The following is a 13,088-nucleotide window of genomic DNA, read 5'->3' on the forward strand; positions in this document are numbered from 1 at the left end:
CGCTCAGGAGGCGTTATTGGATTGAGCAATCTTGCTGTTGATAAAGTGTATTGCTTCATCCAATGCTTCGTTGACCTGTTTACGCATCAGCATGTGATCTTCGCTGGACAGGAAAAAACCCATATCCACTTCAAACCGGATATATTGATTGGGCAGCCTGTTCAATGCAACACAGGCGATATCTTCCACGTAGCCTTGCTCATAGCCCGACATAAAGCCCTTTTCAGCCAGTGCTTCCAGAACCAGCTTCTCGTAATAGTTTTGTACGTTCTGAAATAACATTGTTGTCTCTCCAAAGGACGTTCGCGCTTAATACAGGATATTTGGCTCTACTGTGCTTATATTTTCATCAGTATCTAAAATGTAGGGCCAAGACCGTCATTTATCCAAAGTGTAAATCATAACCCTGAGTTTATCTCAGCCTCCCAGACAAAAAAAAGATTTTAATCGTTTGATCTATTGTGTCTGTCTGGTCAAGGGTTATCGACACGGCTCACGTCGCTGTCCCTAGCCTCCATAGAGGCGGGACTCTGCCTGTTCGATATGATCTGCCAAACCCTGCAGAGTAATGGTATCACCGCTTTTGAGGATGAATTCATCATCAGGGTGCTCAATCACATCATCTTTGCGTTGTACATTAACAATCTTGACCCGGCACTGAGACAGTCTGAGGTCATTAATTTGTTTGCCATTAGCGTAGCAATTATCACTGATATGAACGGGGTGCAGTCGGAGCAGAGGATTTCCTTCTCTATCCAATAGCTGGGAATGTCCACCGTGGAAATAGCCATGTAGTAGCTGATAGCGCTCTTCTCGGGCCTGTTGCACCATGCGGGCGATACGGCGGAAAGGGATATGCATCTGGGACATGACATGTGTCACCAGCATCAGGCTACCTTCCAATGCTTCGGGCACGACCTCGGTTGCACCTGCCTGTTTCAAGTCTTCCAGGCGACTGTCATCCTGAGTGCGCACCACGATAGGTACGCTGCTGCTTATTGAGCGTACGCTATGCACAATCTTTAGGGATTGTTCGTATTTGTTAACCGTGACCACAACCAGGCTGGCACGGCTTAAGCCTGCCGCATCAAGTATCTTCCGGCTGCTGCTATCGCCATAGAAAATATTTTCACCACCACCGGCCGCTTCCTGTACCCGGATCGGGTCATTATCCAGTGCCAGTATTGGCAGGTCTTCCTTGCGCATAAAGCGAGTAATTGTCTGTCCCACGCGGCCAAAACCACAAACGATAATATGATTCTTTAGCTCAGAGGTGGCTTCTGCCAGCTCATCAGAGGTATGAGGCATGGTCTCTTCATAGGGCTTGTCGGGGTAGAAGTGGAGACTAATATGGCCATTGAAACGAATCAGGAACGGGGTAACGGCAATACTGACCACAATAATTGCCACAATAAAACTGGATATAGCCGGGTCCAGCAGGCTATTAGCCATTGCCAGAGTTAGCAGTGCAAAGCCAAATTCACCGCCCTGCGCTAATACCAAACCGGTTCTTAATGCTGACGGCTTATCCTTACCCAGTAGATGAGCGAGAACACTGATCATCAGTGTTTTACTGATAATCAGGCCGATACTGGCCAGCAGCACCCAGTGTAGATTTGTAATCAGAGCTTCAGGGTCAAGCTGCATCCCGACGGTGACAAAAAACAGGCCTAACAGGATATCCCGGAAAGGGCGGATATCTGCTTCGATCTGATGTTTAAAGTGGCTCTCGCCCAGCATCATACCGGCGATAAAGGCCCCCAGAGCCATAGACAGACCAATGGCATGGGTGATCCAGGCCGCTGTCAGTACAACCAGCAGAACGGTCATCACAAACAGCTCTTCGGAGCGGGTTTTGCTGATCTCATGGAACATAAAAGGCATTAGCCATTTGCCGACGGCAAGCATGGCAGCAAACAGGGCGATGCCTTTCAATAGCATCAAACCAATTGCGAATGAAAAACTATTATCACTGGTCCCAGCCAAAGCTGGAATAACAATCAGAAAGACGACGGCTGCCAGATCCTGAAACAGCAGAATACCGATCGCTGAGTAACCATGTACGCTGTTGAGCTCGTTCCAGCGTGTCAGCTCTTGAGTCACAATAGCAGTGGAGGATAACCCCAGAGCCCCAGCAATAATCAACGAAGCTTCTGAACTTAAGCCAAAGGCAAAATGCAGAATCGACCAGAAAAACAGACTGCAAAGCACCACTTGAGCACTGCCCAGGCCAAACACGGTTTTACGCAAAGCACTCATCTTGGCCAGAGAGAATTCAAGGCCCAGTGAGAAAAGCAGGAAAACCAGACCGAATTCAGATAGGAAATGCAGGTCATCCGGGTTGGGGATCAGCTGAAAGACAAAGGGACCAATTAGCAAACCGACGATCAGATAGCCTAGCACAGGGGGCAAACGAAAACGGCGCAGCAGGGCTGTAGAGACTACTGAGCCACTTAAGATAATCATGACCTGGTTAAAATAGTTAGCACTTTCCAAATGAGGCATCCTTTTAAGTCATGGTCGCCGATTGTGTTACTGTTGTTGACCTTACTCTGGCATCAGCCACTGATCAGATGAGTGGCTGTCGGCGAAATTGAGTTCTTGCTGTATTAAGAATGATATCAGCATATTGGATTTATTTTTATGGGGGATTTGTGAGTCAGTCTATTCAGGTACAGCAATTATTGGAGCAGTTAATAATTGCGCTGCAACAGGAACGGTTGTGGCTATCGGAGCTACCCCCTGTGGAGGCATTTAATAGCACCGAACCATTTTGCATCGACACGATGAACTTTGTGCAGTGGCTGCAATTTGTTTTTATTGCGCGTATGCAGGCTCTTTTGGATGCCAAAGTAAACCTGCCAACTAATGCCAGTATTACACCTTTGGCAGAAGAGTATTTCCGGATGAATGGCATTAAAGCGCCTCAGGTAATGGAGGTGTTAGCCCGATTAGAGCAATGTTTAGCTCAGGGGTGATGAGAGATTAGATGGTGTATTAAGTGATCAATTGGTGACAACGTGAATATATTGAACTTAAAGCGGGAGATGTAAATGCTATGTGGTTTCAGAAACAGTTGCAGCTAAAGGCGAGAAAGCGGGGCTTTCATCTGGTTACAGATGAGGTTGAGCAACAGTTACCCGAGTTATGTCGTTATCGTTGCGGTTTACTACAGCTTTTCATTCAGCACACCTCGGCATCACTGACCCTCAATGAAAATGCAGATCCGACGGTGCGTCAGGATTTTGAAAGCCACTTTAATCAGTTTGTGCCGGAGAATGCCTCTTACTATCGTCATACTCTGGAAGGCAGTGATGATATGCCAGCCCATATCAAAAGCAGCTTATTAGGTGCTAGCGTGATGCTCCCGATTCAAAACGGTCGCTTAGCGCTGGGCACCTGGCAGGGAATTTATCTGGGAGAGCATAGAGAACACGGTGGTAGTCGTCGTGTATTGGCAACGATTCAGGGTGATATTGGGGAATAAGCAATGAAGAAGAGCCAGGGTTGTAGTTAATCAATCAATCCCAGAGACATATGGTCACTAAGACCTTGTATTTCTTAAGGCCTTAGTCGCAGTTATCCCTGAGAATAAATAGTGCTAACATTGAGCGCAGCTTTTAGGGCTGATAAAAATCAGACCAAATAATAACAACACAATTAAACGATTTTAGCCTGTGCAAAGCTGTACGGGAGGGTTGAGATGAACAAAAATAATAACTCATCGACCGCTGAACGAATATTGGATGTTGCCCAAGACCTGCTTCAGCGTAATGGTTACAACGGTTTCAGCTATCAGGATATAGCCGAGCGGGTCAAAATTCGTAAAGCCAGTATTCACTATCATTTCCCATCCAAAGGTGATCTGGTGATCCGCTTATGTGAGCGTTACGTTAATCAGTTTATTGAACGTTTGCATCAGCTGGACCAGAAATACGATTGCAGTTTGCGTCGCATTCAGGAGCTGACCCGCGTTTTCTCCCGTATTGTAAAAGACAAAGAAAAAATGTGTCCGGTAGCGATGTTATCCGCTGAGGTTGAGGCTCTGCCACAAGGAGCCCGTACACATCTGCAGCGTTTTGTTGATGAGACAGAAGGCTGGCTGGGGCAGACATTGGAAAATGGCCACAACAAGCGTGAGTTGGTGTGCCATGGTGGCGCAACGTCTCATTCCCGTGTATTGCTGGCGTCGTTACAGGGCGGTATGTTACTGGCTCGTGCTACTGGCGAGAAATCACACTTCCAGAAAATTGCCGATGACTTACTGGCTCAGCTGAGACCTGTAGCTATACCTGAGAGAATATTGACTAATCACACAGTGGCAAAAAGTGCCTGAATCTTACCGGGCAAACGATGTTCTGGGGTGGGCTTTCCGGTATGATGCTGTTTTTTGTCCGGGGAGTTGAGGTTTTCAGATGAGTCATCAGCCTGTAGAAATGAAAGTAGACTGGCAGGACCCTCAGGTACAGAACGCCGCTTTGGATCTGTATCAGTCTGGCCGCATATCCCGGAGTAATCAAACTGCCAGTCTGATTGCTTTGCTTGAGTTGCAGGGCTGTTTGGCCAGTGATGGTCAGGGAGGTTATTCATTGACTTCCCGTGGCCAGGGCACATTGCCTAAGCTGCTGGATGCATTCTACCCTGATTGGAGTGGTCGGGCTCAGGCCAGGCAGCAGATGACGCCGGAGCAAGAGGACGACTTCCTGCTGCGGTATGAGTTCTTGCAGAACAATACCCGCTTTGATCTGCCGGTGTGGATCAATCAGGAAAGTTATAACACTCTGTACGGTGGTGACCCTGAAGCAGAGGTGAACGCTGAACAGAAAACGCATCTGCCTGAGTTCCGCATCAGTCAGGATATTGAGCTGCGTATTCGTGGCAGTATGAATATGCAGCTCAATCGTAAGCTGAATAAGCCCATTCGCCTGGGCCCATTGCAGCAAATGCTGTCCCATGTGGCAATCCCCGAACGGGATGTACATGATATTACCGATGTTGATGGTGAGCAGCCGTATATGGTAATGACGGTTGAAAGTCTGGCGGTATTTAATGATATAGATCTGCCTGATCATCTGATGTTGATATGGACGCCGTTACATTACCCTGACCTGGCAATTCATCTGTTAAAACTGATCCCTCATTATGTGCCTCATATTCACTTTGGAGATGTTGAGCAGGCCAGTTTTAAGCTGGCGGAGTTGCTGGCGGATGAAACCGGTCGCCCGTTGCGTCGCTTTATGCCCAGTTTCTGGGCCGATTACATCGACTGGTATGCCAGAGACTGTGATGATTTGAACGGTTTTAAAGGTAGTCACTGGACTCAGCCTATCAGTTCTCATGAAATGGTGCGTAGTCTGATGTTACGTAAACTATGGCTACCGCAAACCGCTACTTTGCTGGACCCTCGTTTGCGTCAGGAACTGAATAGTTTGCTCAGTTAACGGCTTCCTGTGATTCAGCGGTCATTAAGTAGGAGTACTGGAAGTGGCGGCTGAATCTTCACCATGCTTATTGGCGGTAGCCTGTATTGTTCCTGGCTGTCTGATATGCTTGTTCTGAAATTAATGACCGTATACTAAGAATCTTAAAGGCCCTCTTGAACTCAGTAACGATTTGATCTCTCCCTCTCTCCCTCTCTCCCTCTTCCGGCACAAGACACTATGATGTAATTGTGTTTATCGGGCATGTCATTTATCTTGAAAGATAAAGGGAATTCACGATGTTGTGAGTTTCGGTCTATCTTTAATTGAAAAGGCAGCATAAATTTATGTTGTTACGTCGCGTTTTACCATTCGAGATGCAGGACTCATGTGGGAGGCAGGGAGATGAGTGACAGTTTTTTGTTTGCCAGTGAGGATGCAATAGGGAAGCAGCTTGATAGCCCCGTTGCCGAAAAGCCTTGGAAAGTGATGATCGTAGATGATGATCCGGCAGTGCATCAGGTGACTAAAATGGTGATGTCGGGCTTTAGTTTTGATGACCGTCCAGTGAAGTTCCTGAGTGCTTTCAGTGGCCGTGAAGCCAAGGATATGATTGCAGAAGAGGACGATGTGGCTCTGATTCTGCTGGATGTAGTGATGGAAGAAGACGACGCCGGCTTAGATGTGGCTCGTTATATCCGTCAGGAGCTGCACAACAATATTACTAGGATTGTATTACGTACAGGTCAACCAGGCCAGGCGCCGGAAGATGACGTCATCCGTAACTACGATATTAACGACTATAAAGATAAAACCGAATTAACAAAAACTAAGCTGGTAACACTGTTTTATTCAGCTTTGCGTTCCTACCGTGATATCTGCATGATCAATGAGAGTCGGGGTGGCCTGAATCGGGTCATTCAGGCAATCACAAGCGTTCATGATCCAGATTCCTTAAAACAGTTTGCTTCGGCTATTCTCGGGCAGATTCTTAATCTATTGGGTTTACCGCAAGATGCCGTATTCTGTCATTCACTGAGCACTTTTTCAGTCCAGAATGCCGGTAACTTTAAGGTGATGGCTGCTACGGGACAATTGCAGGAATTATTGGATAACGATGATTTTTCTGTAGTCGATCCACGTATTGCTTCAGCCTTTGGTGAAGCGCTCGATATGCGTCGCTGTCATTATGGTGATGATTATTTTATTGGCTTCTACCTTACCGCCAGGGGCAGTGAAAGCTTTCTGTATGTGAAAACAGAGCGGGAGATTCCGCTGGTGGATCGCCAGATGTTGGAAATGTATGCAGATAATGTGGCCAATACCTATGATAGTTTGCTGTTAACGGAAAAAGCCAAACTATCTCAGAAAAGCTTGTTACATCTGCTATCTGGAGCGATAGAAACGCACTCCGTCAGTGCCAGTGAACATGTGCGCAAGGTAGCTGATATAGCGGCTTTGATTGCGGGTGAGTATGGACTTAACGAATTTGAAGTTGAGTTGATTCGTATGGCAGCCCCTTTGCGGGATACAGGTAATGCAGCCCTGCCCGAATCGCTTATCCATCATCAGGGAGCGTACTCCAATGAAGAAAGAGAGCAGATGGAACAGCATTGTCAGTTGGGTTATGAGCTGCTGAGTCGCTCAGATGATCAGGTAATGCAATTGGCTGCGATAATTGCTCAACAGCATCATGAAGCCTGGGATGGTAGTGGTTACCCTCAACAGATTAGTGGTGAACAGATTCATATCGCTGGGCGTATTACAGCACTGGCTGATTGTTTGGCTGCGATGTGTCGCGACAGAGCTGATCGTTCTGCTTACTCTTTAAAAGATGCTTTGGCTTGGATTAAACAAAAATCAGGTCAAAAGTTTGACTCTCGTCTAGTGGGTGTTTTAGTGGTTAACGAGGCAAGAGTAGAAGAGATTCTGGCCAGCTAATAAACAGGCCTGTTCCCGCTTGCTTGTTCCCACCTGTTAGGAACGACGCAAGGAAAACAGAGGCGAAGAACTGCAGAGGTGTTCGATGACTGACCAAGAGGCACAGATCCACGCTCTACAGGAGGAGATTACCCGCTTACACGAGCAGTTAGTGGAACAGGAAGGTCTGGCTTCTATTGGCGCCTTGGTACCTGGAGTTACTCATGAGGTGAATACGCCTTTGGGGGTATGTGTTACCAGCTTAAGTTTTTTAATTGATGAGCTGAAAGAGGTCGATGAGCAGTTCCAGTCTGGTGAGCTGACAGAGCAATTATTGAGAGATTATTTTGACTCGTGCCATGAAGTAACGGGTTTACTGAGAAATAATCTTCAGCGGGCAGCCCGGTTAATCCATAGTTTTAAAGCCGTTGCGGCCAATCAGGCGCTGATAGAGATCAGAGAATTTAAGTTACATGAGCTGTTGGTTGATATCATTAATAGCCTGCGTCATGAAACCAAGCGTTATGTTGATAAGGTTGAATTGGTGTGTGATGCAGAACTGAAATTAACCAGCGATGCGGGTGCTTTGACTCAGGTATTTAACAACTTACTCATTAACAGTGTGCGTCATGGCTTTGCGGAAGAAAACAGTCTTGCCGAACAAGGGAAGATAAAGATTGTTTGTCAAAAACAGGATGGGCAGTTACAGATCATATATAGGGATAATGGCAAAGGTATACCCGAAGTGATTGCGGAACATGTTTTTGATCCCTATTTTACGACTCGAAGAGGTTCAGGAGGTACGGGCCTTGGCTTGGCTATTGCCAGAGAGTTGATGGAAAAGCGGTTGAGCGGCAGCATCGTTTTGCAGCCAGCTTCGTCTGGCGTGCAGTTTATTTTACATCTACCACTGTCGACAAACGATGAAAGTATCGACAAAAAGGGGAAATAACGAAAAACCTTTGATATCAGAAAGTTAAATTATGTCTCTACTTTAGACTTTCGGATTGTAAAACCAAAGTATTAGACAAACTAAAGTGGATATGGTTACCTAAGAACCGGTTTCGGCATAGGAGGCCATGATGACCGGTAAAATTTTCCAGTTATTTACACTTGAGCAGCAGGGCATCTGTCGTGAATGTCAGTCCCGTTTAGTGCCCGGAAGCTGTCCCCGTTGCCAAATAAGTTTTTTATTGCTCAGGCCATTTTTTCCTCTGTTATTGGCCATTCTGGTTTTATTGTTAATCACATGGTTTTTGGCGCAGACCTTTCTGTTAAGCAGTACAGCAGCTGCATTGACTGAAAAGAGTCAGAGTGCTTATTTACCGAAAGAATGCCGCTATCTCAGTCATCTTTATCTGGGGGCAGAGCAATATCAACCCGTATCAAGTGGGCGTATGGCTTGTATGAGCGGGGTGCGTTACTTTGGTGTACAGAGACAGCATGCTATTCGATACAGTGCTTTTGGTTCAGCTAATCAAGTGGATGAGATGCGTTTATCCCTGCTTCAGGGACACAATGACCCACAACAGGCGATCAATGAGTTAATTCGTTTTGGTAATAGTTTGTCGTTACCCATTACAGGTCGGGCGTTGCCTGTATCAATAGGCTTACAATTGAGGGAAGGTGAAACTGGGAGCTGGGACCTGGAGCACTTTACTTTATATATAGAGCGCCCCATGCCGACAAATGACTTCCAGGAAATTCAGCTAACCCTGAAAAGAAAGCTGATTTAGCTTTTCTAAAGGTAGTCATGGTCTTTTTTGGTACCAAGGCCTGTTTCTATTTTTATATGTAGATGTTTGGCCTCTTAATCTTTTCCATTATCGCCTACGTATTCATTCACTTTGCATAGGGCTTGCCTTTAGCCTATCTACTTCTTTTCTGTTGAGCTTCTTTTTGGCTGGCAAGCGTCCCCAGTCCATGATTGATGGCCTGTGACACGCTGCGGAAGGTGCTGTAATAGCTGTTGGTCATCACTTTATCACTGCCTAAGTTATCAGCATACAGAATACCGGTGGGCTTGCCACGCACAGAGACGGTTGCCAACATAAACTCCCGTGGATTTTCCAGCGCCTGCCATAGGGTATCCGGCAGTTCTTTAGCAAACTTATTTATCTTGTCCGGGCTAGCCCAAACAGCGGAAGGTTTATGCATCAACTTGCCCAGCAAGTGTTCTATGCTGGCATCAAGCTCCATTTTGGCAAATGGGCTGTTATCAGCAAAGCCTTTGGCGTAAACCCCCTTAACCGCCCCCTTCTGACTGCGGGATTTCATAAACAGAATGCAGCGAGTCAGGCCCAAATCAAAGTGCAGAACCTGACTGGCACCATCCATTAACTGGTGAATAGAAAATACCTGATGCTCTTTTACTGTTTGAAGATAGAAGAGTTTAAACAGAGTGGTTTGCACTTCTTCTAACGACTTTAGCTCTGATGGAGCAGCAGAAGTCTTGGTTTTTTCTACTGATCCAGATTTTTGGTCTGCCTTCACAGGTTGCAGCTTGGCATGTTCTGCCCGCACTGGCTTTAAGACCGCTTTTTGACGGGTATCGCTGGATAGATCTTTCTTTCGTTTCACGCTTGCCGACGCAGCTGTTTTTTCAGGTTGGGTCGTGTGATTTACAGAGCGTCTTGGTAGTGGTGGATGGAGTAGTTTAATAGCGGGCGTCCAAACACCTTTCAAAGTATGGGTTTTGGTAAAGCGCACAGCATCTTTATGTACTTGTACAATGACCTCTTCCAGGGGCTGGCGCAGATAAGCGGAAACAATTTTAAGCGTTCTCTGAGTCTGGATGCTATACCAGCTGACAGAGCTATTCAGTGCTAAAGAATGGGCCAATACAGCACCAAACCAAGGGGTTTGCATATAGATGCCCTGATCTTTTGGCGTTTCAGGGGCTACGCTATCAATCCAGGCACAGCGGCCTATCTGAGCCAGCATTTTGGGATCGGGAACCAGCAAACGAGTTAAGTTATCGGACGTGAACTTGCTCAGGCGCCAGTATGGTAGCAGTGACTGGGTTAACTCCTGGCAGGTGCAGCCCAGAATATCGTGCTCTACATGACTCCGGCTCTCACCCGTTTGTACTCTTAGTTCAATGGCGTGGTAGCTCTTGGGTGAGGCCAGCGATAAATACCAATAGACAGAGCTTAAGCGCAGAGTGATCCAGTAATTTGCTTCACCGCTGCCCGGAATTTTTTTCTCAGCCCAGGCGTGTGCCAGGCTAGCTGCATGCAAGCTGGTATGCAACGCTTGTAGAAAAGCATTATGGGCTATTTTGGAGGGATTAAATTGGATGTACTTCATATTTTTCAGTACCGGACGTAATTTGTCCATCCCCATTAGAGACATTGCATGGGGGAGGGAGGAGACGTCGTTGTCCGGGCTTGTGCTAAGTTTATTCGCGTGGGCCAGGATCTGAAAAGCCAGTACAGGGTCCTCCGCAATCACTTTTTCAAGATCTCTGAGGGCGCAGTCAGGTTTTTGCAATAGCCGGTTCAGGTGTTTGCCCGTTTTTGCCAGGGCGGGTAGTGACACCTGTAACAACTGTTTGCGCCAGTAGGAGAGTCCCTTTTGGCTCTGACTGTTTGAAGCTGCTTGAGAGGTGACCGCCATGAATACATCCAGTTAATCTAATTCTAGGTTGCTGATACGCTCTCAGCACTTTTCCAGAGTGTCTTTATAAAGACATTTTTGATTGTAACTCAGAATTGGCTCCTCTTTCAGTGCTCATCATGTGATTTTATGCGCACCAAATAACTTCAGGCATAAAAAAGCCACGGTATAAACCGTGGCTAAGCTGATGAGAGTATTTCGAGATGTTGAAAATGGGGCAACAACAGGTTGCCGGGCTTCTCTGCGACAAAGAGTGCTTTTAGAGAGTGAGCGACGCAGGGCGGCTTTTAACGATTCACCACCTGGTCAAATTCGTTCTGAATCTCCTGAGATGGTTCAGGGCTAGCCAGGCTTACCGCGTAGATGGCGATCCAGGCCAGGATAAAGCCTGGTACGATTTCATAGATATCGAAGATACCGCCGGACAGTTGCTTCCAAACCACGACAGTAATACCACCGACCAGAATACCGGCCAGAGCACCATTACGGGTCATGCGCTTCCAGAACAGCGCCAGTATCAGTGCCGGGCCAAAAGCCGCACCAAAACCTGCCCAGGCGTAAGATACCAGGCCAAGCACAGAGGAATCAGGGTCACGGGCCAGAAGCAAAGCGATTGCTGCAATGCCAACTACGGCCAGGCGGCCAACCATTACCAGCTCTTTTTCCGTAGCTTCTTTACGGAACAGGGCCTTGTAGAAGTCCTCTGTCAACGCCGAGGAAGATACCAATAGCTGGGAGTCTGCTGTAGACATCACCGCTGCCAGAATCGCTGCAAGCAGGATACCTGCCATCACTGGGTGGAATAGAGCATTAACAAGAACCATAAAGACGGTTTCTCCGTCGTTCAGGCCGCCATCCAGATAGCCAATGGCACCAAAGCCGACAAAAGTAGCGCCTAACAGAGTCAAAGCCGTCCAGCTGGTAGCGATACGACGAGCCGTTGGAATATCTTTTTCACTACGAATTGCGGCAAAGCGCGCCAGAATATGAGGCTGGCCAAAGTAACCCAGGCCCCAGGCCATCAGAGAGATAATGGCGATAGCCCCCAGGGGCTCACCGTCAACACCGTTAAACAGTGTCAGCAGTTCAGGATTTTTGGCTTCCATCGCAGCGAAGGTCGCGTCAACGCCACCCACTTCACCCATCAGGATAATAGGCACCAGTACCAGAGCTGCAGCCATCATCAGGCCTTGGACCAGGTCAGTCCAGGATACAGCAAGAAAACCACCAAAGAAGGTGTAAATGATCACCGCAGCGGTACCTGCCAGTACGGCTGTAAAGTAGTCCATGCCAAATACTGTCGCGAAAAGCTTGCCGCCAGCAACCAAGCCTGAGCTGGTGTAAAACAGGAAGAACATTAGAATAAAGAAAGCGGAGATCACACGCAGTAGGTGAGAGTTGTCACGGAAGCGTTGTTCAAAGAACTCCGGCAATGTCAGAGAGTCATTGGCAACTTGACTATAAACCCGTAGGCGTCCCGCGACAATCAGCCAGTTCAACCAGGTTCCTAATAATAAGCCAATAGCCAGCCAGGTCGCCTCCATACCTGCTGCCAGGGCATAACCAGGTAGGCCTAGCAGTAACCAGCCACTCATATCAGAGGCACCGGCAGACAATGCCGATGGCCAGGGCCCCAGGCTGCGGCCACCCAGAATATAATCAGACAGATCCTGAGTTTTGCGGTATGCGTAAATACCGATACCCAGCATTACAGCGATATAAACCACAAAGGTCATACCGACAATTGCGTTTGCTTCTACCATGTTTTTTACCTTTAAGTGCAGACTCTCTAGTTATTCTTGTGAGCATTTTTATGGCGATATTCTGAGTGTTTGGCTCAGATTTTACGCTGCTCTTACTTGGCGTTATGCCTATCAATAGGGCGAGCCCAATGGCTGCATGCCAGTTAAACAGAGGGGGTAACCCTGTCTGAAATATGCAAGGCACGAGAGTTGGCGGTTGTCGTACAAGGGAGGGCTATCAGATGCCCTTTTTTGCTCTGTATCCATCTGGAGCCATGCCAATCATTTACTCCTTGATCTGTGTAGCCTTGCCTATCCGGCAGTGGCAGAAGGGGACTGTATAAAGTTGTGTCGGGCAGGGTTTGCAAAAAGCTGGGCAATTTTTGCA

At 47.3% G+C, this 13,088-nt stretch carries 11 protein-coding genes; 7 read left to right on the forward strand and 4 right to left on the reverse strand.

The genetic code is table 11. The annotated features are described in order from the left end of the window. Window positions 1–3: 3 nt before the first annotated feature. Window positions 4–282 (reverse strand): late competence development ComFB family protein, encoded by a 279-nt coding sequence (locus H579_RS0103095; protein WP_028299463.1) that lies wholly within the window; start codon window positions 280–282, stop codon window positions 4–6. 225 nt (window positions 283–507) lie between these two features. Beyond that, window positions 508–2,496 (reverse strand): monovalent cation:proton antiporter family protein, encoded by a 1,989-nt coding sequence (locus H579_RS0103100; protein ID WP_028299464.1) that lies wholly within the window; start codon window positions 2,494–2,496, stop codon window positions 508–510. A gap of 158 nt (window positions 2,497–2,654) precedes the next feature. On the opposite strand from H579_RS0103100, the gene H579_RS0103105 reads away from it, so the two are divergent. The 7 genes from H579_RS0103105 to H579_RS0103135 all read left to right on the forward strand — a co-directional run bounded on the left by H579_RS0103105 (window position 2,655) and on the right by H579_RS0103135 (window position 9,076). Then, on the forward strand, window positions 2,655–2,978 hold the full coding sequence (locus tag H579_RS0103105; protein ID WP_028299465.1) for a YqcC family protein: 324 nt from the start codon (window positions 2,655–2,657) through the stop codon (window positions 2,976–2,978). Window positions 2,979–3,058: 80 nt separating this feature from the next. Next, entirely contained in the window at window positions 3,059–3,487 is a 429-nt protein-coding gene (locus tag H579_RS0103110; RefSeq protein WP_028299466.1) for a secondary thiamine-phosphate synthase enzyme YjbQ, read from the forward strand. A 216-nt stretch (window positions 3,488–3,703) separates the two neighbouring features. Beyond that, window positions 3,704–4,336: a TetR/AcrR family transcriptional regulator gene (locus H579_RS24020; protein ID WP_051227261.1), complete on the forward strand. Its 633-nt coding sequence runs from the start codon at window positions 3,704–3,706 to the stop codon at window positions 4,334–4,336. A 79-nt stretch (window positions 4,337–4,415) separates the two neighbouring features. After that, window positions 4,416–5,441 (forward strand): hypothetical protein, encoded by a 1,026-nt coding sequence (locus H579_RS0103120; protein WP_028299467.1) that lies wholly within the window; start codon window positions 4,416–4,418, stop codon window positions 5,439–5,441. Window positions 5,442–5,825: 384 nt separating this feature from the next. Continuing rightward, window positions 5,826–7,361, forward strand: a complete 1,536-nt coding sequence (locus H579_RS0103125; protein ID WP_028299468.1) for a DUF3369 domain-containing protein — start codon at window positions 5,826–5,828, stop codon at window positions 7,359–7,361. A gap of 85 nt (window positions 7,362–7,446) precedes the next feature. Continuing rightward, complete coding sequence (locus H579_RS24025; protein WP_051227262.1) at window positions 7,447–8,292, forward strand: sensor histidine kinase; 846 nt, start codon at window positions 7,447–7,449, stop codon at window positions 8,290–8,292. 130 nt (window positions 8,293–8,422) lie between these two features. Then, window positions 8,423–9,076, forward strand: coding sequence for a hypothetical protein (locus tag H579_RS0103135; RefSeq protein ID WP_028299469.1), 654 nt, complete (start codon window positions 8,423–8,425; stop codon window positions 9,074–9,076). A 133-nt stretch (window positions 9,077–9,209) separates the two neighbouring features. On the opposite strand, the gene H579_RS0103140 is transcribed toward H579_RS0103135, so the two are convergent. Both H579_RS0103140 and putP read right to left on the reverse strand, forming a co-directional pair. Further along, window positions 9,210–10,958, reverse strand: coding sequence for an HDOD domain-containing protein (locus tag H579_RS0103140; RefSeq protein ID WP_028299470.1), 1,749 nt, complete (start codon window positions 10,956–10,958; stop codon window positions 9,210–9,212). A gap of 287 nt (window positions 10,959–11,245) precedes the next feature. Continuing rightward, the gene (gene putP / locus H579_RS0103145; RefSeq protein ID WP_028299471.1) at window positions 11,246–12,721 is read right to left on the reverse strand and encodes a sodium/proline symporter PutP; all 1,476 of its coding nucleotides are present in this window, start codon (window positions 12,719–12,721) and stop codon (window positions 11,246–11,248) included. Window positions 12,722–13,088 lie beyond the last annotated feature (367 nt).

This window comes from Oceanospirillum beijerinckii DSM 7166, assembly GCF_000422425.1.
GTDB lineage: Bacteria > Pseudomonadota > Gammaproteobacteria > Pseudomonadales > Halomonadaceae > Oceanospirillum > Oceanospirillum beijerinckii.